Source organism: Shinella sp. GW821-FHT10F02, from assembly GCF_058809275.1.
In genome coordinates, this window is record NZ_JBXASL010000003.1 from 437,651 (window position 1) to 459,601 (window position 21,951).

The following is a 21,951-nucleotide window of genomic DNA, read 5'->3' on the forward strand; positions in this document are numbered from 1 at the left end:
GAACTTTGATTCACCGGAAATGTTCTAGATTTTTGTTTGGCCGCATTATCCAACGCCGAAGCAATGTCGCTTCGGCTGGAAATGCTCTCGGTTTCAGGATTCGTCGATGCCCTTCAGCCTCACCCCCGCGGCCGTCTGGCCGATCGTGCTGCTTTGCCTCTCCAACGTCTTCATGACCTTCGCCTGGTACGGCCACCTGAAGTTCAAATCCTCGCCGCTGTTCATCGCGATTCTGGCAAGCTGGGGCATCGCCTTCTTTGAATATTGCCTGGCGGTGCCGGCAAACCGCTTCGGCTCCGCAGTCTATTCCGCCGCGCAATTGAAGACGATGCAGGAGGTGATTACGCTGATCGTCTTCGCCGGCTTCTCGGTGTTCTGGCTGAAGGAAAGCCTCACCTGGAACCACGCCATCGGCTTCGTGCTGATCGCCGCGGGGGCGGCTTTCGTGTTCAAGGGATAGAGCAGACGTTCCCAAAACGGTCGCAATCGGGCGCAAGCATGGAAGACGGATAAGATGAGGTTCGCGTGACGACATCTTTCTCTACCATGGCCGCCATACGTTTCGGTTACGGCCGGCGGCCGGGCGAGACGCCGCCGGAGAGCGTCGAGACGCTGATCCGGCAGGTCGAGCGCGGAACCCGCGAGACCTGTCTTTTCCCCTTCGAGGGCATTGCCGGGCGCCGGGCGCGCTTTTCCGCCTTTCGCGAGGTTCAGCAAGCCTATAATGCGGCGCGCGATGCCAACATGCTCGTGATGGTCGGCGAGCAAAGCGTCAATCCCTACAACATCGTCATGGCCAACGCCTTCCGGCGCGACCAGCACTTGAAGGTTCGCCAGGCGGTCTTTTCGCCGAACAGTTTTTTCGAGCGGCTGGCGGCATTCTGGTGCGATCATTTCGCGATCGATGCGCGCAAGGGCGGTGCCATGCGCATTCTCGCAGGCCTGCACGAGGCGGAGGCTATAAGGCCGAATCTCGGCGGATCTTTTTCGGACCTGCTGAAGGCTGCGGTACTGCATCCGGCCATGCTTGCCTATCTCGACCAGACGCGTTCCATCGGGCCCAATTCGCCGGTTGGCCTGAAGTCGGGGCGGGGGCTCAACGAGAACCTGGCGCGCGAACTCATCGAACTGCACACGATGGGGGCGGGGAGCGGCTACAGCCAGAAGGACGTGCGCTCGACGGCCTTCGTGTTGACCGGGCTCTGGTTCCGCAATCCGGTCTACGAGACGGTCTATCGCACGCGCTCGGCCGAACCCGGCACCTACCGAGTGCTTGGGAAGAATTATGGCGGGCGGGCGCGGCAGATCGAGCACGTCTACGCCCTGCTTGACGATCTCGCCGACCGCAAGGAGACGCGCCAGCATATCTGTCGCAAGCTCGTCGTGCATTTCATCGCCGATGATCCGCCGCAGCCGGTGGTGGACGCGATGGTGAAGGCCTGGGGCAGAAGCGGCGGGCAACTGGTCGACGTCTACCGGGCGATGCTGGAGCATCCGCTGAGTTTCGAAGAGGAGGGCCGGAAAGCCCGGCAGCCGTTCGATTTCGTCGTTGCCGCGCTTCGGGCAATGAACGTGCCGGCGGAGGCGCTTGATCCGGGCGAGGGGGCGAAGAAGGCGGGGGTGCGGCCTGCGACCGACGTAGCGGCATTGCAGGATGTTGCGATGATGACTGCGGCGGGCAAGCCGGCGCTTGGGGCCAATCCGCTCTCTGTTGGCATCATCGACCGGCTCGGCCAGCCGATCTGGTCGGCGCCGAGCCCGGCAGGCTGGGAGGAAAACCTTTCGGCCTGGGTCACTGGAAGCCAGCTCACCGAGCGCATCGCCTGGGCGCGCCGGCTTGTCGCGCGTTTCGGCGGCAGCGACGATCCGCGTATGCTGCTGGAAACGACGATGGCGGATGCGGCGCGGGCGGACACGATCGAGACTGTTTCGCGCGCGCCGAACCGCGCGGTGGGGTTGGCAATGGTGCTGGCCTCTCCTGAATTTAACCGGCGTTAGGAGGAACGCGATGACGAGCGACATCAACCGCCGTACTTTCCTCTCAGGCGCCTGCTGCCTCGCCGCATCGCCGCTCGTGACGCCCGTCAGTTTTGCCGCCATGCCGGGCGAAAACCGGCTGGTGACCATCGTATTGCGCGGTGCGATGGACGGGCTGGCGCTGGTGCAGCCCTATGGCGACCCGGCGCTGCCGCTTTTGCGGCCCAAGCTGGCGCTGACACCGGAGGACGGCCTCATCGATCTCGATGGCTTCTTCGGCCTGCATCCGCTTGCGAGGGACCTGATGCCGCTTTGGACAGCCGGCGAACTCGGCTTCGTGCATGCGACCTCGACGCCCTACCGTGCCGGCCGCAGCCATTTCGACGGGCAGGACATGCTGGAAAGCGGCGGGGCCGCGGTGAAGGACGAGCGCACGGGCTGGCTCAACCGCGCCATTGCCAGCATCCCGCGGGCTGCCGACCGCAAGGCAATCGACATCACCACGACTGCCGAGCTCATCCTTTCGGGCACGAACCCCGTCGATGTCTGGTCGACGCGCGCTGATCTGGCGCTGGCCGAGGACGAGCAGGCCTTCTTCGTGCGGCTTTATCGCAACGATCCGGCCTTCGCGGCCGCAATGCGGGAGGCGGCGGCGACGGACATGCTGTCGGACACGATCCACGGCACGGACAAGAAGCGAAACGCGGGCATCCGGTCGGTTGCGAAGCTGACTGCGGGCATGCTGTCGGCCGACCACCGCATTGCAAGTTTCTCCATCAACGGATGGGACACGCATCTGAGCCAGGCACGGACCTTCAAGCGGCCCGTCACGGACCTCGCCACCGCAATCACGACGCTGAAGGCGAACCTGTCTCCGGCGATCTGGCGCAGGACGGCGATCCTCGCGATCACCGAATTCGGGCGGACGGCGCGCGAAAACGGCTCTGAAGGCACGGACCATGGCACGGGCGGCGTTGCCATTCTTGCCGGCGGTGCGGTTGCGGGTGGCAAGATCTATCGCAACTGGCCGTCGCTCTCCGATGGCGACCTGCTGGACGGCCGCGACCTCAAGCCGACCGTGGATCTTCGCCAGCTCGCAGCCGCCATGCTGCGCCAGCAGTTCGGCGTGTCCACCCGCGACCTGGAAAGCGCGGTTTTTCCGGGCCTGTCGTTCGACAAATCCGCGGCCTACTTGCGCGGATAGCTCATTCCAGCACATCGAACGCGCGAAAGATCCAGCTTAGTTGATAGATGATGCCGAGGCTAACGAAGGTTGTGTGGAAGGTGCGGTTGCGCGTGCCGGCGGCGATGAGGCAGAGGGCAATGAAGGTGATGTTGCGGATCGGGTATTCGTAGCCGAAGGACCCGAAATAGGCTTCGCCCTTCAAGGCCGTATCGAGCAGGTCGACGGCGAAGACCAGGGCCAGCACGCCGAAGAACCATTTGCGGCGGGAATAGAAATAGTCCTCGTAGCCGGCGTAGTCGTCGAGTGTCGTCGGGAAGAGCAGTACGGCGAGCATGAAGAACAGGCAGCAATAGCTGATCAGGAAGAGATAGACGCCGAAGCCGATCGTCGTCAGCGCCTGCAGGCGGAATTCCCACCACCAGAAATGCAGGAGGAAGATCAGCAGGAAGCCGGCCCAGGCGAGGTGGACGGGGTAGACCTTCATCTTGCCGGGATGCTGGATGAAGAGGGCGACGCCCGTCAGCACGCGGGCGAGGCTGAGGCTGACCACCATGCCGATGACGACGCGCACATGGCTGAAGATGGCGGGATCCGGGGTCGTGTGCTCCATGCTCAGCCTCCGGGCGGCGTTTATTCGATGGGAACGGGGGTCGGGTGGCCGTCCTTGTCGAGCGCGACCATGACGAAGGTGGCGCCCGTCACCTTTTCCAGCGTCGTGGTGAGGTAGCGCTGTGCCCAGGCTTCCACCGACAGCGTGATGGAGGTGCGGCCGACGCGGGCGATATGCGTGTAGATGCTGAGCGTGTCGCCGATCTTCACCGGCAGGTCGAAGGCCATTTCCTTGACGGCGGCCGTGACGACGCGGCCCTGCGCGCGCTCGGCGGCGCGGATGCCGGATGCCAAATCCATCTGTGCCATGACCCAGCCGCCGAAAATATCGCCCGCGGCATTGGCGTCGCCCGGCATGGCGAGCGTGCGAAGGGTGAGCTGTCCGTTCGGCGTCAGGGTCATCGGTCGTCTCCACTTTCCTCCGGTCTAGCGGAATGCGCGCGAGGGAGAAAGAGGGACGCGCGTCGCGTCGGAGCGGGGAAAGCGCATTTTCGAGTATGCTCAGACTCTAAGAATTGATGATTGCAATTTTAGATGATTTTAAAGGGTTTCCCGGAGTTTCGGTATGAGGAGCATTGCGCCCTGGAATGTCGAGGAGAGCCCGGTGAAGAATTTCAGAATATCCACGCGTCTTTCATTGCTTGTCGGTCTTGCCTTGACCATCTTCGCGGCGGCGCTCGTCTACAGCCTTTATCACTATCAGGATGCGATGGTCGTGGAGCGCAAGTCGAAACTTGCGGCGATGGACCAGAGCATGCTGACGCTGTTCAAGCACTACCACGAGCTTGAGACGGCCGGCAAGCTGACGCGCGAAGAGGCCCAGACCCGGGCGAAGGACGCCGTGCGCGCGCTTCGCTACGAGGACAGCGGCTACTTCTGGATCAACGACATGAATGCCGTGATCGTCATGCATCCGATCAAGCCGGCACTCGACGGCACCGACCAGACCGGCATGGCCGACCCGACCGGCAAGCACATCTTCACCGAATTCGTGAAGGCCGTGAAGTCGAGCCCGACCGGCCAGGATTTCGTCGACTATTACTGGCCGAAGCCGGGCTTCGAGGAGCCTGTGCTGAAATATTCGCATGTCGCAGGCTTTGCGCCCTGGGGCTGGATCGTCGGCACGGGCGTCTATGCAGACGACCTCGCCGCCATGTTCCGCCGCAACGCGATCGAGACGGCGATGATCCTCGGCATCGGCGGCATCGTCATCATGCTTGCGGCCTATGGCATCGTGAAGAGCGTGACGAACCCCGTGCGCCGCCTCCAGGCGTCGATGCAGGCGATTGCCGACGAGGATGTGTCCGGCGAGGTGCCGGAAACCGACCGCAAGGACGAGATCGGCGAGATGGCGAAGGTGGTTTCGGTGCTGCGCCAGTCGGTGGCCGAGCGCGCACAGCTTCGGGTCCGCGAGGGCGAGCAGCAGGTTCGCCTCGACGAGGAGCGCAGCGAGGGCGAGCGCCGCCAGCGCCAAGTGAGCCAGAGCCAGGCGGATGCCATGCATGTCGTCGGCGGTGCGCTGGAACGCCTTGCCAATGGCGACCTGACTGTCTCCATCGGCGCGATCGCACCGGAATATGCGAAACTGCGCGACGACTTCAACCGCGCCGTCGATGCGCTGTCCAGCGTCATCAATGCCATCGCGCATTCCACCGAGATCGTGCACGGCAGCGCCGGCGGCATTGCGGAGGCGGCCAACAACCTTTCGCACCGCACGGAACAGCAGGCGGCCTCGTTGGAGGAAACCGCAGCGGCGCTCGACGAGATTACCGCGACGGTGCGCAATGCCTCCGAACGTGCAGCGGAAGCCAGCCGCATGGTGGCCGAGACCAAGCAGTCGACCGGCCGCTCCGGCACGATCGTGCGCGACGCCGTCGCCGCGATGAGCCGTATCGAGGACGCCTCCAGCCGTATCAGCCAGATCATCGGCGTGATCGACGAGATTGCCTTCCAGACCAACCTGCTGGCGCTGAACGCCGGCGTCGAGGCCGCGCGTGCGGGTGAGGCGGGTCGCGGTTTTGCAGTCGTGGCGCAGGAAGTGCGTGAACTTGCCCAGCGTTCGGCCAATGCGGCGAAGGAGATCAAAGGCCTCATCAGCAACTCGGCCACGGAAGTCGGCACCGGCGTGGCGCTGGTGCGCTCGACGGGCGATGCGCTGACCGAGATCGAGGTGCTCGTCAACAAGGTGAACGACCAGGTGACGTCGATTGCGACCGCCGCCCGCGAGCAGGCCACCGGCCTTGCCGAGGTCAACACCGCGGTCAACCAGATGGACCAGATGACCCAGCAGAACGCCGCGATGGTGGAGGAAACCAACGCCGCCGGCCAGACGCTGACCCAGGAAAGCGAGCAGCTGAAGACGCTGCTCGGAAACTTCCGGCTGAACCCGGCCGGAGCGGCAGACCACAGGCGCCGCGCTGCATAAAGCAAAAGACGATCTCCGGACGACCTTGCCCCGGCGCCACAAGCGCCGGGGTTTTTCGTTGCACCCGTTAATGTCGCGGGTCGGTTGACAACGGTTCCTTTACCCTGTTGCGACAAAATTGGCTGGAAATGCAGGCGGATCGGCCTGCGCGTCCGGTTTGAGGCCCCGTCGTCCGGAATGCGGACAAAAGCGGCCTGCACCATCACCGGACAAAGGTGTGCGCAACCGGGACTTCGCGATAGGGCGAGGCGGCTGCCAGGCGGAAGTGACAATGGGTATTGCGTTTGTAGCTCGTCTTCGCAGAACACTTGGCCTGCTCCTCATCCCGGCCATGCTCGCCGCCTGTTCGGGCGGCCTGACCCCGCCCGACGATATCGACGGTGCCGGTGTCAGCGCGATCATGCCGGCGGACAATGGCAACCGGCGCCCGGCCCGGGAAATGGGCGATACCGGCAACGACGTCTCTTCCTATCCGGCCGACGATTTTGGCGCGGCCGATACGGTCATGCCCGAACCGGTCGCCGAGAAGAAGCGCCTGCCGATGATCGACAGCGATGAGGCCATGGGCATCAACGAGCCCGTCCAGGCCTCCTCGGGTGTGCTGACGGTTCCCGAAGGCGGCGTCAACATGGACGAGGGGCTCGGCGTCCAGCGCGTCGAGGGGCTGGCGGAAGCGCAGGCCAACGAGATCGCGGAGGGCAATGCCACGCAGGTCGTCGTTGACGGCATCGGCACGGACACGCCGCAGCAGCTCGGCGAGCCGGAGACGCTGCCGATGTCGGAAGCGGGTATGGAGCTCGGAACGCCGGCAGAGAGCGGCGATTATGTGCGCGTGCCGGCCAAGGGCTCGACGCGCCGCATGCCAGCGGCAGAGGAAGAGCAGCAGGTCGCCTTCCTGCCGCGGCTCAACAATCCGATGCAGATACCCGAAACCATGGGCGGCATGCCGGCCTCGGAAAAGGCCTGCCGGCAGCGGCTGCAGAAACTCGGCGTGAAGTTTCGTGACGTGCCGCGGATTTCGAAGGGGCGTTCCTGCGGCATCGCATGGCCGGTCGAACTGTCGGGCCTTTCCGGCGGCATCCAGATCAAGCCGGCGGCGAACGTCAATTGCCAGATCACCGAGGCCTTTGCGCGCTGGGTGAAGCAGGAGCTCGTCCCGTCGTCGCGCACGCGCTACCTTTCGGGCGTCGCGGCCATCCACCAGATGTCGTCCTATTCCTGCCGCACCATGAATTCGCAGCGCGGTGCCGCCATGTCGGAACATTCCAAAGGCAACGCCATCGACGTCGGCAAGATCGTGCTGAAGAACGGCAAGGCGATCGCCATCGAGAAGAAGGGCTTCTTCGCCTTCCGCGAGAAAGGGCTGCTGAAATCGGTTCGCAGCGATAGCTGCAAGTATTTCTCCACCGTGCTCGGCCCGGGCAGCGACCGCTACCACAAGGACCATTTCCACTTCGACCTACGGGCCCGCAAATCCGGCTACCGGCATTGCAGTCTCTGATTCCGGCTGCGCGGTCTCCTGGGCAAGCACGACGAGGTTCTTGTCGGGGTCTCGCAATCGGATCAGCTTGACGTAGCTGGCGGCCTCCACATCGCCCGGTGAGAGGCCGGCGCCGGCCAGCCGCTCCCGTTCTGCCTCCAACTCGCCCACGATCAGGGTGAGGGTGCCGTGACCGGCATCCTTGGCATTCTGGAAGAGTTGGAAACCGGCCGTATCCTGATGGTGCCACTCGGCGAGCCCCTCCATGGGACGGGCATCCGGTCCGCGGTTGAAGATGGCGGAGAACCAGCGGATGCTTTGGTCGAGATCCGAACAGCTCAGATGGGCATAGACCTTGCGCAACGTCATCGTCTCATCTCCCGAAGTGGTTGCTCCTGCGGGACGAAATGGGTGCGGCGCGGACAAGTTCCCGAAGAACGCTTTTCGATGACGAGCGGACAAAAAAAGACCGGCGGGGCGCCGGTCGAAAAGGGGCGGCAGCACGCTTGGAGGGCGCCTGCCTGGAACGTCACATTCCATCACCCGCGCCGGTGCGTCGGCGAGGATGCATGCGGGGCTTCCGCGGGGGAAGCGGGCGGATGGGGACCGCCGATGGGGCTCCCTCAGGGTCCGGGAGCAAGGCCGCTGCCAGGGGCAGTGGGGACGTTGGGGTGAGCGGGGTGCAGGATCGTCCCCGTCGGCCTCGCGCAGACGATGGTTGAAATGGGTCACGGTTTGATGACAATTGGGCACCCGTCCCAAGCGAAATTTTCGCCTGCTGCCGCCCCACGGTGGTCTCCCTCGGAGCCCGCCATGCCGCCCATTGCCGATCCTGTCCCGTTCGCGCTGGCACTGCTTGCCGAGCTTACTCGTCAGCATCGATGGCTGAGCGAATTTTTTGCGCTGCACGGGTGAAACTTGGCAAGGGACACGCCATATAGGGTGTCCTTCCGCATGAATTTCCTCCATTCCGGACCATCTCATGGCGCCCATCGTTTCCATTCGCAATCTCACCAAGAGCTACGCATCGGGGTTCAAGGCGCTGAAAGGCGTCGATCTCGATATCGAGGAGGGCGAGATCCTCGCGCTGCTCGGGCCGAACGGCGCCGGCAAGACGACGATGATCTCGATCATCTGCGGCATCGTCACGCCGAGCGGCGGCAGCGTCACTGTTGCCGGCCACGACATCCTGCGCGACTACCGTCAGACCCGCTCGATCATCGGCCTCGTTCCGCAGGAGCTGACGCTCGACGCCTTCGAGACGGTGTGGAACACCGTCGCCTTCTCGCGCGGCCTGCACGGCTGTGCGCCGGACCCGGCGCTGATCGAGCGCATCCTGCGCGACCTCTCGCTCTTCGACAAGAAGGACACGATGCTGCGCCACCTTTCGGGCGGCATGCGGCGGCGCGTGCTGATCGCCAAGGCGCTGTCCTACGAGCCGAAGGTGCTGTTCCTCGACGAACCGACGGCGGGCGTCGACGTGAATCTCCGCAAGGACATGTGGCTGCTCGTGGAAAAGCTGCGCGCGGCCGGCGTCACCATCATCCTGACGACGCACTATATCGAGGAGGCCGAAGAGATCGCCGACCGCATCGGCGTCATCAACCACGGGGAAATCCTGCTGGTCGAGGACAAGAAGGCGCTGATGGCGAAGCTCGGGCGCAAGCAGCTCACCGTGGAGCTTGGCGAGCCGGTCGGTGCCATTCCCGACACGCTTTCGCCCTTCGGGCTGACGCTCGGCGAGGCGGGCACGCGGCTTACCTATGAATTCAACACATCCGGCGAGCGCACGGGCATTTCCTCGCTGCTCTCCGCGCTGTCGCAGGCCGGCCTCCGGGTCAAGGACATCTCCACCGAGCAGAGTTCGCTGGAAGACATTTTCGTGGAACTGGTGGGGGCAAGCAAATGAACTTCGAGGCGATCAAATCCATCTATGCCTTCGAGATGGCGCGCACGCGCCGCACGCTGCTGCAAAGCGTCGTGTCGCCCGTCATCACCACCTCGCTCTATTTCATCGTCTTCGGCGCCGCGATCGGCTCGCGCATGCAGGAGGTGGAGGGCGTGCCCTACGGCGCCTTCATCGCGCCTGGCCTCATCATGCTGACGCTCTTGAACCAGTGTATCGGCAACGGTTCCTTCGGCATCTATTTCCCCAAATTCACCGGCACGATCTACGAAATCCTCTCCGCGCCCGTCTCGATGATCGAGATCGTCATCGGCTATGTCGGGGCGGCGGCGACCAAGGGGCTGATCGTCGGCACGATCATCCTCATCACCGCCTCGCTCTTCGTCGACATCTCCATCAAGCATCCGCTGATGATGATCCTGTTCTTCGTACTGACCGCCGTCAGCTTCAGCCTGTTCGGTTTCATGATCGGCATCTGGGCGAAGGATTTCGAGCAGTTGAACCTGTTCCCGATGCTCATTGTGCCGCCGCTCGTCTTCCTCGGCGGCAGCTTCTACTCGATCGACATGCTGCCGCCCTTCTGGCAGACGGTTAGCCACTTCAACCCCGTTCTCTACCTCGTCTCCGGTTTCCGATGGAGCTTTTACGAGATCGCCGACGTGAACCCGGTCGTCAGCCTCGTCACGGTGCTCGGCTTCCTCGTCGTCTGCCTCGGGATCACGGCGTGGATCTTCAAGACGGGCTACAAGCTTAAGAACTGAGAAGGGTCCTGTTGCCATGGCTGCACGCGTAAAACTCAAGGGCCTGGACGGCGCCTATAGTGTGGCACGGCTTGACGCGTCCGATGCCATTCCGGCCTGGGCGGATGGCGCCGGCTTCGTCAGCATCAGCCGGACGGATGACGAGCTTTCCATCGTCTGCCGCGAGGAGCGCGTGCCGCACGATGTGCGCCGGGACGGCGACTGGTCCTGCTTCAAACTCGTGGGGCCGTTCGCCTTCGACGAGACCGGAATCGTGCTCTCCGTGATCGGGCCGCTTTCCGAGAACGGGATCGGGATTTTCGTCGTCTCCACCTTCGACGGGGATCATCTGCTGGTGAAGTCAGCCGATCTTGAGAAGGCGCGCGATCTGCTGACGGCCGCCGGCCACACGCTGCTTTAAGCCCTTCAGTCCTTCAGCCGCAGCTCGTCGCGCGCGATCTCGATCGAGCCCAGCGTTTCCAGGAAACTCATGCCGAGCAGGCTCTGGTCGAGGCGGCCCTGTTCGGTGACCATACCGCGGATGGTGCCGCGCAGGATCGGGCCGATCGCGACTTCGCGCAACGTCACGGGGGCGGCGAGCGCGCGGCCGTTGGCGGTGGAGACGTCGATCGAGAAGACCAGGTTGTCCGGATTGATGCCGAGGCGCATGGCATCCTCGTAGGAGAGCACGACGGAGCTTGCGCCGGTATCCACCAGCATGCGCAGCGGTGTGCCGTCGATCGACACGTCGGCCTCGAAATGGCCGGAGACGCCCTTGTGGATCACCATGATCTGTTCGCCGCTGGCGCTCGTCGTCAGGATTGCGCGGCCGGGGATGAGGCCGGCGGTCAGGCGATTGCCGAAGTCCTGCAGGTCGAAGCGGTAGAGATAGCCGGCGACGAGCATGAGGATGATCAGCAGCCAGATGCCGGCCTGGCGCACGCTTTCGCCGATCTGCCGCCTGCCGGCCAGAATGCCCGCCGCCATCATCGTGGCGATGGCCGACAGCGTGACGAGACGGCCGAAATCGTTGTTGTCCATGCCCATCGTGCGGCCGCTGTCATGGTTGAGAATCAGGAAGGCGAGGCCGACGGCGAGGATGGCGAGAAGAAAATAGAACCTCATGCGTCGCCGCGCTCCCTGGCCATGCGGGTGCGGCGCGTTTCGCGCCGGGGTTTGCGTTCGACGGTGGCAAGCCGCGCCGGCAGCGCCGCCATGATGGCGCGCCGCTCCTCCGCGCTATAGAGCGTCCAGGCGCCGATCTCGTCACGCGTGCGGCCGCAGCCGAAACAGTAGCCGGTCACCATATCGATCGAACAGACGAGAATGCAGGGCGATTCCATCGCGTCTCCGGGTGTTTGCCCCTCCTATATCGGTGGGTCAGAGCGTGAGGGCAAGAGCGAAGAGCACTGACATTTCCGCGAGCTGCTCGGTCGCGCCGATCGTATCGCCCGTATGCCCGCCGATCTTGCGCATCGCGATGCGGTTGAAGACCAAAACGGCGGCGGCCGCGGCGATGAGGGTAAGGACGAGCGAGAGCAGCGTGCCATGCGGCAGGAGCAGCAGGGCGGCGAGCAGGATGCCGCTGGCGAGCGCCATAGTCGTCGCACCCTTGTCCGGCTCGCCGACAGATGCGGCGACGCCGTCGCGGCGCGCGGGCGGCAGAAGCGACCAGTGCCAGACCATGGCAGTGCGGCTGGCGGCGGCCACGGCAAGCAGCACCATGCCGAGGCCCGAGGGCGTGAGCACGGCGGCAAGGGCAGCAATCGCCGCGGCGCGTAGCCCGAAGGAGAGCACAAGGGCGACGGCGCCATAGGAGCCGACGCGGCTGTCCTTCATGATGGCGAGCGCGTTTTCCCGGTCCCGCCCGCCGCCGATGCCGTCGGCGCTGTCGGAAAGTCCGTCCTCGTGCAGCGCGCCGGTGACGAGCACCTGGAGCGCCAGCGTGGCGAAGGCGAGGAGGAGCGGCGGGGCGTCGATTGCCGAAAGGACGGCTGCGAGTGCCGCGGACGGCAGCACCACCAGCAGGCCGGCGAGGGGAAAGGCACGCACCGCGCGCGACAGCCGCCCGTCATGGCCGGCAAAATGGCGCTGCGGCACCGGCACGCGCGACAGGAAGGCGACCGAGCGAGCCGTGTCGTCAATGAAATCCCGGATATCCACGTCGAAGAGCCCCTCCCGGCAAAAGGGCGAGGCAAGCCGCTGCAAATGCGGTTGTCGGATTCGCGCCCTGCCTCTATTAGAGCAGTTCCAGCAAAAGTGCGTGAGCGTTTTGCGTGCCGGAACTGCGTAAAATTGATTGCTTCAGACGCCACCAAACCCGCCTTCGAAAGCCCAAAGCAAGGAATTCCCCAAGATGAGTGCCAGCGGCCTGCCGTTCGATGATTTTCGTGATTTGCTGCGCAACCTGCCCGGTCCCGATTCGGCAGCGCTCGTGGCTGCGCGCGAACGCGACAAGCAGCTCACCAAGCCGCCGGGCGCGCTCGGCCGCATGGAGGAAATCGCCTTCTGGCTCGCCGCCTGGACCGGCCGTCCGCCCGCCGTGACGCGCCCGCTCGTCGCGATCTTCGCCGGCAATCACGGCGTCACAAAGCAGGGCATCACGCCCTATCCGTCCTCGGTGACGGCGCAGATGGTGGAAAACTTTGCGGCCGGCGGTGCGGCGATCAACCAGATCTGCGTCGCCTATGACCTCGGCCTGAAGGTTTTCGACCTCGCGCTGGATTACCCGACCGCCGATATCACCGAAGAGGCGGCGCTTTCCGAGCGCGACTGCGCGGCCACCATGGCCTTCGGCATGGAAGCGGTTGCCGGCGGCACGGACCTCATCTGCATCGGCGAGATGGGCATCGGCAACACGACGATCGCCGCGGCGATCAACCTCGCGCTCTACGGCGGCACGGCGGAAGAATGGGTCGGCCCCGGCACGGGTTCGGAAGGCGAGGTGCTGAAGCGCAAGGTTGCGGCCGTCAAGAAGGCTGTCGATCTGCACCGCGCGCATCTGTCCGATCCGCTCGAAGTGCTGCGCCGCCTCGGTGGCCGCGAAATCGCGGCGATGGCCGGCGCTATCCTTGCCGCGCGCATGCAGAAGATTCCGGTCATCCTCGACGGCTATGTCGCGACCGCCGCCGGTGCCATCCTGCGCGCCGCCAATCCCTCGGCGCTCGATCATTGCCTGATCGGCCATGTTTCGGCCGAGCCCGGCCACCTGAAGTCGATCGAGAAGCTCGGCAAGACGCCGCTCCTGGCGCTCGGCATGCGGCTGGGCGAAGGCACGGGCGCGGCGCTCGCCGCAGGCATCGTCAAGGCGGCGGCGGCCTGCCATTCCGGCATGGCGACTTTCGTTCAGGCGGGCGTCAGTAACCGTTCCTAAAGCGCGGTCGGCAAAAAGCCCCAAATGGTATGAATGAGACCCAGGGCATTCCCGTCATACGGGCATGCTTTATGGGCGCGGCAGAATCAGGATGTTGGAATGGGTCAGGCACCAATCAAGAAAAAGACGGGCTTCAGCCATCTCATCGCGGCTGCGACCTATTCTGCCGATGGCGCGCGGCGTCTGCTCAGCGAATCCGCCTTCCGCCACGAGCTGATCGCTTTCGGCGTCGCCATGGTGCTCTTCACCGTCGTCGGTGCATCCTTCTTCCAATATGTCGCAATGGCGATCCTCTTCCTGCTGATGGTCGCCTTCGAGGCGCTCAACACCGCCATCGAGGAGATCGTCGACCGGGTCTCGCCGGAAATTTCCGAGATGGGCAAACATTCGAAGGACCTCGGCTCCTTCGCCGTCTTCTGCCTGATCATCTCGAATGCGGTTTACGCCGGCTACGTCGTCGCCTCCAAGTTCATCTGAACTCAGGCAAAGCTCTTCTTGCGCGGGGCGACGGCCTGCGTCTCGGTGACGGCGGGCAGGCTCTGGAGCACGCGTTTTGCCGGCAGAATGGCGATCGCCTCGGTGCCCTCGCGCAGCTTCGATTTCAGGATGAACTCGCCATTGTGCTTGGCAAGGATGGCCTGGACGATCGGCAGGCCGAGGCCGGTGCCCTGTTCGGCGCTCTTGATGGCGATGGAGCCCTGGCCGAAGGCCGAAAGCACGACCGGGATTTCCTCTTCCGGAATGCCCGGGCCGTTATCCTTGATCGAGACATATTGCCCGCCGCCGGCCGTCCAGCCGGCCTTGACGAGGATTTCGCCGCCCTGGGGCGTAAATTTCACCGCATTGGACAGAAGGTTCAGGATGACTTGGCGCAGCGCCTTCTCATCCGCCCAGACCGCCGGCATGTCGCCCTCGACCTGCTCGGCAATGGTGATGTTCTTGGCGCGAGCGCGCAGCTGGACCATGCCGATGCAATCCTCGGCAATGTCGACGAGGTGCACCGAATCCTCCGACAGGTCGTATTTCCCGGCCTCGATGCGCGACAGGTCGAGGATCTCGTTGATGAGGTTAAGGAGATGCTGGCCGGACCGGTGGATATCGGAGGTGTATTCCTTGTAGACCGGGTTGTTGAGCGGCCCGAGCACTTCCGTGGACATGACCTCGGAGAAACCGAGGATGGCGTTGAGCGGCGTGCGCAGCTCGTGCGACATGGATGCGAGGAAACGGGATTTCGCGAGGTTCGCCTCTTCCGCCCGGCGGCGGGCCTCGTCGGACATGGATTTCGCCACTTCCAGCTCGGCGATCAGGTCGTCCTTTTCCGATTGCGAGGAGAGGAGTTGCGCGCTCGTATGGCGCAGGCGATGCGTCATGAAGACGAGGAACATCATGGCGGCGGCGATGATCGCGGCCATGCCGACCGTTGCGGGATCCGGGCGCAGCAGGGCGGAAATCGAAAGCGCGCCGACCGTCGGCAGGAAGGCATAGAGCACGGCATGGCGCAGCATCAGCGTGCTGATGGCGGTGACGGCGAGCGCCACGAGCAGGGAGGAACCCTTGTAGAAATCGAAGGTGACGCCCGAGCACTGGCCGCAGGTCTGCAACGCGAAGGCGGCCCAGGTGAGGCCCATGAAGACCTGGGCAATGAGAAAGATCTGCTGCCAGCGGCGCGTATTGTCGGCGGTGATTTCCTGCTTGCGGGCGCGGCGCGCCACGATCATGCCGAGCGCATGCACGCTGAGCGCCAGGATCGCCCAGGCGATCAGGCCGATTTCCTGCGTGAGATAGATGCCGCCGGCCGCGATCAGCACCACGACGACGGGCACGGCGAGCGCGCTCTGTGCCGCCGAGGCGATGTGGAGTTGCAGCATTTCGCGCTCGAAGCCGGGCGCCAGCCCCGTCGCCGTCTGCAACCGCTCGCGAGTCGTGCGGACAGCCCGCGAGACAGCCTTGTTTCGGTGGCTGCGCGACTTGTCGACGATGATCTTGTCGGTCGAGGTACTGACGCCGGTACTCATCACACTTGCAACTGTTACGGACAGCGTTGAATTCTAGGGTCGAATCCTTAAGAAGATGCTGCCGCGCATAAACCATTTGCGAACCATTCCGGCATTTTCCGTAACGTGAATTGGGCCTCGCGCCGCCATATGACGAAACGTCAGGACTCTAGGACAGGAACGGGGTTGCATGGGACTTACGAGGCGCGCGCGTGATGTCGGCGTGGCGATGGCGATCCTGGCGCTGACGGCGCTGGTCGTGGCGCGCGTGAGCGGCGAAACCGGCGAGACGATCACAGGTGCGGCGCGGGCGGCGGACGGCGACACGCTGACGCTCGATGGCCACCGCATCCGCCTCGTCGGCATCGATACGCCGGAACTGACGCAGGTCTGCAAGCGCGACGGCGCCGACTGGCGCTGCGGCGTTGCCGCGCGCTCGCGGCTCGCCGAGCTGCTGCGCGGCGGTGCTATTACCTGCCGCACCGAGGGCACCGACAAGTACAACCGCTGGCTCGCGCGCTGCGAGACGCTGGAGGGCGACCTCGGCGAGCGCATGGTGCGGGAGGGGCTGGCGGTTGCCTATGGCGGCTACGAGGACGAGGAACAGTTTGCCAAGGCCGAGCGCAAGGGGCTCTGGGGCTCCGAGTTCGACATGCCGCAGCAGTGGCGCCGGACGAACGGGCGGCCGCAGGAAGACGTGCACGCTGCGGAACCGGGCGTGCTCGGCAGCATTCTGGGCGCATTGGGACTGCTTTGAACGGACGACGCGATGGATGATGCGGGATTGGCAGAACTTCGCGCCGCGATCGCGGCCTGTCGGCTCTGTCGCGACGCGCCGGCGAGGGGACCGGCCTATCGCCTGCCGCACGAGCCGCGGCCGGTCGCGGTTATCTCCAGCACCGCGCGCATCCTGATCGCCGGCCAGGCGCCGGGGCTGCGGGTGCATGGCAGCGGCCTGCCGTTCAACGATGCCTCGGGCGATCGGCTGCGCACTTGGCTCGGCATGACGCGCGAGGACTTCTACGATCCGGCAAAATTCGCCATCGTGCCGATGGGCTTCTGTTTTCCTGGCTATGACGCTCATGGCAGCGACCTGCCGCCGCGGCGCGAATGCGCGCCGCTCTGGCGTGCCCGGGTGATCGGCGCCATGCCGCAGGTCGAGCTGGTGCTGGCGATCGGCCAATATGCGCAAGCCTGGCACCTGGGGGCGGCGAAAGCCGCGAGCATGACCGAGACGATGCGCGAGTGGCGGCGGCATCTCGGTCGCAACGAGGGACCGGCGGTGCTGCCGCTGCCGCATCCGAGCTGGCGCAACACCGGCTGGCTGAAACGCAATCCGTGGTTTGAGCAAGAGGTTCTTCCGGAGTTGCGAAATCGGGTGAAAACTCTTACGGAATGAAATGCATTTCTTTCATTTTGCCGCTATCACGGTATATGAGGGAATTAAATTTCGTTAGGGGAAATCGATGGATCGTCTGGACCGCAAGATCCTGCGCCTTTTGCAGGAAGATTCCACGCTGGCAGTGGCGGACCTCGCCAAGAAGGTGGGTCTGTCGACCACGCCGTGCTGGCGGCGCATCCAGAAGATGGAAGAGGACGGCGTGATCCGCAAGCGCGTCGCGCTGCTCGATCCGATCAAGATCAACACCAAGGTCACGGTCTTCGTCTCGATCCGCACCAATTCGCACTCGACGGAATGGCTGAAGCGCTTTTCCGAGGTGATCGTCGAGTTTCCCGAGGTCGTCGAGTTCTACCGCATGAGCGGCGAGGTGGATTACCTGCTGCGCGTCGTCGTGCCGGATATCGGCGCCTACGACGCCTTCTACAAGCGCATGATCGCCCGCATCGAGATCCGCGACGTCTCCTCCGCCTTCGCGATGGAGCAGATCAAGTACACGACGGAGCTGCCGCTCGACTACATGATGGTGGACAACCAGAAGAGCGGCGAAGAGTAAGGCGCCTACATCTCCGGCCGCCTGAAGGTCACCGACACCGACTTCCAGGTGTCGTAGGGCGCGAGCTTTTCGAGGCCCGTGAACGGCGCGCAGCGCACGACGGCGCGGACGGCGCTCGCCACGAAGGTCTTCGTCGCCGGATCGCCGGCGACGGGGCCGTCCACCTTCGGCGAGCCGTCGAGCTCGCCCGCTTCCGTCAGCGAAAATCCCACCCGGACGGCATCCACATGAGCGGGCAGGTCCGCCGGGACGTTCCAGCATTGCGCGATCTTCTGGTGCAGCGCGGTGGCGAGCGCCAGCGCGGCGGCATCGTCTGCCCGGGCCGGCGCAGCGATGCTCGCCAGTGCCGCGAAGGCGATCATGGCGCGGTGGCGCACCATGTTATTTCTTCTCCAGTCGGGCGAGCAGGGAGGACGTGTCCCAGCGGTTGCCGCCCATGTCCTGCACGTCGCCGTAGAACTGGTCGATGAGGGCGCTGACCGGGAGCTTGGCGCCGTTGAGCCGGGCTTCGGACAGCACGATGCCGAGGTCCTTGCGCATCCAGTCGATGGCGAAGCCGAAATCATATTTGCCGGCGATCATCGTCTTGTGGCGGTTGTCCATCTGCCAGGAGCCGGCAGCGCCCTTGGAGATGACCTCGATGACCTTCTCCATGTCGAGCCCGGCCTGCTTGCCGAAATGGATGCCTTCGGCAAGGCCCTGCACGACGCCGGCGACGCAAATCTGGTTGACCATCTTGGCAAGCTGGCCGGCGCCGGCCGGGCCCATCAGGCCGACCATGCGGGCATAGGCGTCGATGACCGGTCTCGCCTTTTCGAAGGTTGCTTCCTCGCCGCCGCACATGACGGTGAGCACGCCGTTTTCCGCACCGGCCTGGCCGCCGGAAACGGGGGCATCGACGAAGCCGAGACCCTTGGCTCGGGTGGCGGCGTCGAGTTCACGGGCGACTTCAGCCGAGGCGGTGGTGTTGTCGATGAGGATGGCGCCGGGTTTCATGCCGTCGAGCACACCGTCCTTGGCCGTCGTGACGGAACGCAGGTCGTCGTCGTTGCCGACGCAGGTGAAGACGAAATCGGCATCCTTGGCGGCCTCGGCCGGCGTCGCGAAGGCCTGGCCGCCGAACTCAGCTGCCCATTTTTCCGCCTTGGCAAAGGTGCGGTTGTAGACCGCCACCTCATGCCCACCCTTGACCTTCAGGTGGCCTGCCATGGGATAGCCCATGACGCCGAGACCGATGAATGCAACCTTTGCCATGCCGTAACCTCCTGCAATCTTTGGCAGGAGGTGTAGCGGATCATTGATTTCAGCGAAAGTGTTTCGTCAGCCGCGATACTTGGCGAGCACCAGATGGCCGGGGATGGGCTCGCCTTCCTCCATGCGAACGGTGATGTCGGTCATCTCGACGAGGTCGAAGCCGGTCTCATCGAGGCGCTGGCGGACATAGCCGGCGCCATGCGCGAAACGCTGGTGCGGGCCGACCATGAAGGGGCGACCGGCAAATGTGTCTTCCGGCAGCGTCTCGGAGGAGAAGATGAAATGGCCGCCGGCAACGAGGTTTTCGCCAACGCCGAAGAACAGCGGTTCGAGCGCGCCTAGATAGGGCAGCACGTCGGTCGCGGTGATGAGATCGAAGGGCTCGTCGTCGTTGTCTTCGAGAAAATCGATCGCTTCGGCGACGTAGAGCGTTTCGTAGAGCTCCTTGTCATGCGCGATCTCGACCATGTTCTCCGAAAGGTCGACGCCGGTGATGTCTTCCGCCATGTCGCGCAGCGCCCCGCCGGTCAAGCCGGTGCCGCAGCCGAGGTCGAGCACGCGCTTGAAAGGGCCGAGGCCGAGCGCCTGAAACCGCTGGCGCACGAGCAGCGGCACGCAATAGCCGAGTTGCTCGACCAGCACATTGTCGAAGACTTCGGCATGCTGATCGAAGAGGGTGGTGACATAGGCGTCGGGCGCCTTTTCCGGCGTCTCGCCGCGGCCCATCGAGGCAAGCCGCACGGCGGCCCCGCCATGGTCCTCGGGGTCGAGCGCCAGCACTTCGGCATAGGCCTTGGCGGCGGCATCGAAATCGCCGGATTTTTCCAGCGAAAGGGCGCGGTTGTAGGCGTCCGCGAGCGCGTCTTCGTCGATCTTGGTCATGCGCGGTCTCTTACGGTCCGCACAGGACTTTTGCAATGGCGATCGCCGTCCGCGCAGGTTCGTCAGTGAATGATGAACTCGCCCTTCAGTGCGCGCCATTCGGAGGCCGAGATCAGCCGGCGGTGGACGTAGCGCACCGAATGCAGCGGACCGTCCAGCTTCTCCTGCCAGAATTTGAGAAAGCGCTTCATCTCCGGGAAATCCGGGGCGAGATCGTAGTGCTGCCAGATATAGGTCTGCAGGAACTGCTGGTGATCCGGCATGCGATAGAGGATCTGGGCCGTGGTCATGCCATAGCCCTTGAGCTGCATTGCCATGTCGTTCGTCATAGGGACCTCATTGCGTGGTGAATGATGGTCCCTATGATTGAGCGCTTACAGGGTTAATGAAATATTGATTTTTGATGGATAGTGAGAATTTTTCTTTGAAAACAGGATCTTGGCAGCTCTCACCTGCGAGTGCTGCCAAGGGTCTCACCGCTTCAGGTGGCGCGTCAGGCGCAGTTCCAGCCAGGCCCAGAGATTGCGCAGCAGCTCCACGATCAGGAGATACATAAGTGCTGCCCAGAGATAGGCCTGGTAGTCGAAGGTGCGCGAGAAGGCGCGGCGGGTCTCGCCCATCAGGTCGAAGACCGTGACGATGGCGACGATGGCCGAGCCCTTGATCATCAAAATGATCTCGTTGCCATAGGGACGCAGCGCGACGATCAGCGCCTGCGGCAGGATCACCTTGAAGAAGGCGACCTTCTTGGGCAGGCCGAGGGCGGCGGCGCCCTCATGCTGGCCACGCGCCACGCTCTCGATGGCGCCGCGCAGGATTTCGGCCTGGTAGGCGGCGGTGTTGAGCGTGAAGGTCAGGAGGGCGCAGTTCCAGGCGTCGCGGAAGAACCACCAGAGGCCGAGCGACTTCAGTTCGGCGGAGAAACTGCCGAGGCCGTAATAGACGAGGAAGAGCTGGGTGAGCAGCGGCGTGCCGCGGAAGAAATAGACGTAGCCGTAGGCGATCCACGAGAAGACCGGGTTCTTCGACATGCGCGCAAAGGCGAGCGGCAGCGAGATGAGGCCGCCAAGCACCACCGAAAGCGCCACGAGCAGCAGCGTGACGCCGAGGCCAGACAGGTAGCTCGGGCCGTATTTCGTGAATTTTTCCGGATCCCAGCCGCCAACGATCATCAGGAAGATGCCGACGGTCAGCGCCAGCCAGACGCCCATGAAGATGTTGCCGAAGAAGCGGCCGGCGGTGAAGGTTTTCGGCGGGGCCGGCGGCGGAGCCTGCGGCGGGATGAGGGTGGTGACGTAGCTCATCGTGCGGCCTCCGACCGTTTGGCCCAGCTTTCGATCGAGGAAAAGACCAGCGAGGAGAGGAAGGCGAGCACCAGGAAGAGCAGGCAGGCGATGGCGTAGAACTCGAAGGCTTCCTTGGTGACGCGTGCGGCCACACTCGTCTGGCGCAGGATGTCCGGCAGGCCGATTACAGAGACCAGCGCGGTGTCCTTCAGGAGCGCCATCCAGAGATTGCCGAGGCCGGGAAGGGCCACGCGGATCAACTGTGGAAGGACGATGAGGCGCATGGTGCGGCCTTTGTGCAAGCCGAGCGCATACCCCGCCTCGTACTGGCCGCGCGGGATCGCCTTGAAGGCCGACAGCAAAACTTCCGAACAATAGGCGGAGAAGACCACGCCGAGCGCGATCATGCCGGCGAAGAAGGCGTTGATTTCCACCGCGCCGTCATAGCCGACCGCGGCCATGAGGTTCTGCACGAGGATCTGCAGGCCGTAATAGACGATGAAGAGCGTCAGAAGCTCCGGCAGGCCGCGGAAGAGCGTGGTGTAGATGTTTGCCGAAAGCCGCAGCGAGCGTTCTTCCGATTGTTTGGCCAGCGCGATGAAGAAGCCGAAGAACAGGCCGACGGGCAGGGTCGCGATGGCGAGGCTGGCGGTCACCAGGAAGCCCAGCGCAATCTCGTCGCCCCAGCCGGCGTCGCCGCATGCCAGGAGCGTATTGCCCGCGAATAGATTGAAGATGCCGATCGGTCCGCAGAGGGGATCGATGATCCCGAGAAATGCGGATACCGCCTCGACGATGGCGGCGAAAAACCCGCTCATGCCAGAAGAACCCCCGATGCGCGCTTCGCGCTTCTTGTTAAGGCGCCTTATGCGCCCGTCTTTTCT

Annotated in this window: 26 protein-coding genes; 13 read left to right on the forward strand and 13 right to left on the reverse strand. The window is 64.1% G+C overall.

What is annotated here, in order from left to right:
- The first annotated feature begins 106 nt into the window (after nt 1-106).
- The 3 genes from AC1RWL_RS11895 to AC1RWL_RS11905 all read left to right on the forward strand — a co-directional run bounded on the left by AC1RWL_RS11895 (nt 107) and on the right by AC1RWL_RS11905 (nt 3,181).
- Nucleotides 107-460 carry a DMT family protein gene (locus AC1RWL_RS11895; RefSeq protein WP_256115563.1) on the forward strand — a complete coding sequence of 118 codons (354 nt, stop codon included), beginning with the start codon at nt 107-109 and terminating at the stop codon, nt 458-460.
- A gap of 86 nt (nt 461-546) precedes the next feature.
- Nucleotides 547-1,998: a DUF1800 domain-containing protein gene (locus tag AC1RWL_RS11900; protein ID WP_493158353.1), complete on the forward strand. Its 1,452-nt coding sequence runs from the start codon at nt 547-549 to the stop codon at nt 1,996-1,998.
- 10 nt (nt 1,999-2,008) lie between these two features.
- Nucleotides 2,009-3,181 (forward strand): DUF1501 domain-containing protein, encoded by a 1,173-nt coding sequence (locus AC1RWL_RS11905; RefSeq protein WP_493094647.1) that lies wholly within the window; start codon nt 2,009-2,011, stop codon nt 3,179-3,181.
- 1 nt (nt 3,182) lies between these two features.
- Here AC1RWL_RS11905 and AC1RWL_RS11910 read toward each other — a convergent pair whose 3' ends face one another.
- Both AC1RWL_RS11910 and AC1RWL_RS11915 read right to left on the reverse strand, forming a co-directional pair.
- The gene (locus tag AC1RWL_RS11910) at nt 3,183-3,773 is read right to left on the reverse strand and encodes a hypothetical protein (RefSeq protein WP_492647088.1); all 591 of its coding nucleotides are present in this window, start codon (nt 3,771-3,773) and stop codon (nt 3,183-3,185) included.
- 20 nt (nt 3,774-3,793) lie between these two features.
- A complete protein-coding gene (locus AC1RWL_RS11915; protein WP_493094646.1) occupies nt 3,794-4,174 on the reverse strand; it encodes an acyl-CoA thioesterase in 381 nt (126 codons plus the stop codon).
- A 202-nt stretch (nt 4,175-4,376) separates the two neighbouring features.
- On the opposite strand from AC1RWL_RS11915, the gene AC1RWL_RS11920 reads away from it, so the two are divergent.
- Both AC1RWL_RS11920 and AC1RWL_RS11925 read left to right on the forward strand, forming a co-directional pair.
- Complete coding sequence (locus AC1RWL_RS11920) at nt 4,377-6,197, forward strand: methyl-accepting chemotaxis protein (protein WP_493094947.1); 1,821 nt, start codon at nt 4,377-4,379, stop codon at nt 6,195-6,197.
- A gap of 277 nt (nt 6,198-6,474) precedes the next feature.
- Nucleotides 6,475-7,698: an extensin-like domain-containing protein gene (locus AC1RWL_RS11925; protein ID WP_493094946.1), complete on the forward strand. Its 1,224-nt coding sequence runs from the start codon at nt 6,475-6,477 to the stop codon at nt 7,696-7,698.
- On the opposite strand, the gene AC1RWL_RS11930 is transcribed toward AC1RWL_RS11925, so the two are convergent.
- The gene (locus AC1RWL_RS11930; protein WP_493094645.1) at nt 7,657-8,046 is read right to left on the reverse strand and encodes a VOC family protein; all 390 of its coding nucleotides are present in this window, start codon (nt 8,044-8,046) and stop codon (nt 7,657-7,659) included. The two genes, AC1RWL_RS11925 and AC1RWL_RS11930, sit on opposite strands and share 42 nt — an antisense overlap.
- A gap of 613 nt (nt 8,047-8,659) precedes the next feature.
- Between AC1RWL_RS11930 and AC1RWL_RS11935 the strand changes: the two genes are divergently transcribed.
- Genes AC1RWL_RS11935 through AC1RWL_RS11945 form a run of 3 tightly spaced genes read left to right on the forward strand, consistent with a single transcriptional unit; the run spans nt 8,660 to nt 10,744 of the window.
- Nucleotides 8,660-9,586 (forward strand): ABC transporter ATP-binding protein, encoded by a 927-nt coding sequence (locus tag AC1RWL_RS11935; RefSeq protein ID WP_493094644.1) that lies wholly within the window; start codon nt 8,660-8,662, stop codon nt 9,584-9,586.
- Nucleotides 9,583-10,344, forward strand: a complete 762-nt coding sequence (locus AC1RWL_RS11940; RefSeq protein ID WP_435267068.1) for an ABC transporter permease — start codon at nt 9,583-9,585, stop codon at nt 10,342-10,344. Before AC1RWL_RS11935 ends, AC1RWL_RS11940 begins: the two co-directional genes overlap by 4 nt.
- Nucleotides 10,345-10,360: 16 nt before the next feature.
- Nucleotides 10,361-10,744, forward strand: coding sequence for an ACT domain-containing protein (locus AC1RWL_RS11945; RefSeq protein WP_493094643.1), 384 nt, complete (start codon nt 10,361-10,363; stop codon nt 10,742-10,744).
- A 5-nt stretch (nt 10,745-10,749) separates the two neighbouring features.
- Here AC1RWL_RS11945 and AC1RWL_RS11950 read toward each other — a convergent pair whose 3' ends face one another.
- The 3 genes from AC1RWL_RS11950 to AC1RWL_RS11960 are packed head-to-tail and all read right to left on the reverse strand — an operon-like array spanning nt 10,750 to nt 12,531.
- Nucleotides 10,750-11,448: a retropepsin-like aspartic protease family protein gene (locus AC1RWL_RS11950; RefSeq protein WP_256115575.1), complete on the reverse strand. Its 699-nt coding sequence runs from the start codon at nt 11,446-11,448 to the stop codon at nt 10,750-10,752.
- Nucleotides 11,445-11,666 carry a DUF1289 domain-containing protein gene (locus AC1RWL_RS11955; RefSeq protein WP_256115577.1) on the reverse strand — a complete coding sequence of 74 codons (222 nt, stop codon included), beginning with the start codon at nt 11,664-11,666 and terminating at the stop codon, nt 11,445-11,447. Before AC1RWL_RS11955 ends, AC1RWL_RS11950 begins: the two co-directional genes overlap by 4 nt.
- A gap of 37 nt (nt 11,667-11,703) precedes the next feature.
- Entirely contained in the window at nt 11,704-12,531 is an 828-nt protein-coding gene (locus AC1RWL_RS11960; RefSeq protein ID WP_493158355.1) for an adenosylcobinamide-GDP ribazoletransferase, read from the reverse strand.
- Between the two features lie 148 nt (nt 12,532-12,679).
- Between AC1RWL_RS11960 and cobT the strand changes: the two genes are divergently transcribed.
- Complete coding sequence (cobT, locus tag AC1RWL_RS11965; RefSeq protein ID WP_439627266.1) at nt 12,680-13,696, forward strand: nicotinate-nucleotide--dimethylbenzimidazole phosphoribosyltransferase; 1,017 nt, start codon at nt 12,680-12,682, stop codon at nt 13,694-13,696.
- A 99-nt stretch (nt 13,697-13,795) separates the two neighbouring features.
- On the forward strand, nt 13,796-14,173 hold the full coding sequence (locus AC1RWL_RS11970; RefSeq protein ID WP_256115580.1) for a diacylglycerol kinase: 378 nt from the start codon (nt 13,796-13,798) through the stop codon (nt 14,171-14,173).
- Between the two features lie 2 nt (nt 14,174-14,175).
- On the opposite strand, the gene AC1RWL_RS11975 is transcribed toward AC1RWL_RS11970, so the two are convergent.
- The gene (locus AC1RWL_RS11975; RefSeq protein WP_256115582.1) at nt 14,176-15,711 is read right to left on the reverse strand and encodes a sensor histidine kinase; all 1,536 of its coding nucleotides are present in this window, start codon (nt 15,709-15,711) and stop codon (nt 14,176-14,178) included.
- Between the two features lie 169 nt (nt 15,712-15,880).
- Between AC1RWL_RS11975 and AC1RWL_RS11980 the strand changes: the two genes are divergently transcribed.
- From AC1RWL_RS11980 to AC1RWL_RS11990, 3 genes are all read left to right on the forward strand, one after another.
- Complete coding sequence (locus AC1RWL_RS11980) at nt 15,881-16,447, forward strand: thermonuclease family protein (RefSeq protein WP_493094641.1); 567 nt, start codon at nt 15,881-15,883, stop codon at nt 16,445-16,447.
- 12 nt (nt 16,448-16,459) lie between these two features.
- On the forward strand, nt 16,460-17,089 hold the full coding sequence (locus tag AC1RWL_RS11985) for a uracil-DNA glycosylase family protein (protein ID WP_493094640.1): 630 nt from the start codon (nt 16,460-16,462) through the stop codon (nt 17,087-17,089).
- A gap of 67 nt (nt 17,090-17,156) precedes the next feature.
- Entirely contained in the window at nt 17,157-17,645 is a 489-nt protein-coding gene (locus tag AC1RWL_RS11990; RefSeq protein WP_256115585.1) for an Lrp/AsnC family transcriptional regulator, read from the forward strand.
- A gap of 5 nt (nt 17,646-17,650) precedes the next feature.
- Here AC1RWL_RS11990 and AC1RWL_RS11995 read toward each other — a convergent pair whose 3' ends face one another.
- From AC1RWL_RS11995 to AC1RWL_RS12020, 6 genes are all read right to left on the reverse strand, one after another.
- A complete protein-coding gene (locus AC1RWL_RS11995; RefSeq protein WP_493094639.1) occupies nt 17,651-18,025 on the reverse strand; it encodes a UCP034077 family protein in 375 nt (124 codons plus the stop codon).
- Nucleotide 18,026: 1 nt separating this feature from the next.
- Nucleotides 18,027-18,917 (reverse strand): NAD(P)-dependent oxidoreductase, encoded by an 891-nt coding sequence (locus AC1RWL_RS12000; RefSeq protein ID WP_493094945.1) that lies wholly within the window; start codon nt 18,915-18,917, stop codon nt 18,027-18,029.
- Between the two features lie 48 nt (nt 18,918-18,965).
- The gene (locus tag AC1RWL_RS12005; RefSeq protein WP_439618524.1) at nt 18,966-19,781 is read right to left on the reverse strand and encodes a class I SAM-dependent methyltransferase; all 816 of its coding nucleotides are present in this window, start codon (nt 19,779-19,781) and stop codon (nt 18,966-18,968) included.
- A gap of 62 nt (nt 19,782-19,843) precedes the next feature.
- Nucleotides 19,844-20,110: an usg protein gene (locus AC1RWL_RS12010; protein ID WP_256115589.1), complete on the reverse strand. Its 267-nt coding sequence runs from the start codon at nt 20,108-20,110 to the stop codon at nt 19,844-19,846.
- A gap of 144 nt (nt 20,111-20,254) precedes the next feature.
- Nucleotides 20,255-21,085, reverse strand: coding sequence for an ABC transporter permease (locus tag AC1RWL_RS12015; protein WP_256115590.1), 831 nt, complete (start codon nt 21,083-21,085; stop codon nt 20,255-20,257).
- Nucleotides 21,082-21,885 (reverse strand): ABC transporter permease, encoded by an 804-nt coding sequence (locus tag AC1RWL_RS12020; RefSeq protein ID WP_256115591.1) that lies wholly within the window; start codon nt 21,883-21,885, stop codon nt 21,082-21,084. The genes AC1RWL_RS12015 and AC1RWL_RS12020 overlap by 4 nt, the downstream gene beginning before the upstream one ends.
- Between the last annotated feature and the right edge of the window lie 66 nt (nt 21,886-21,951).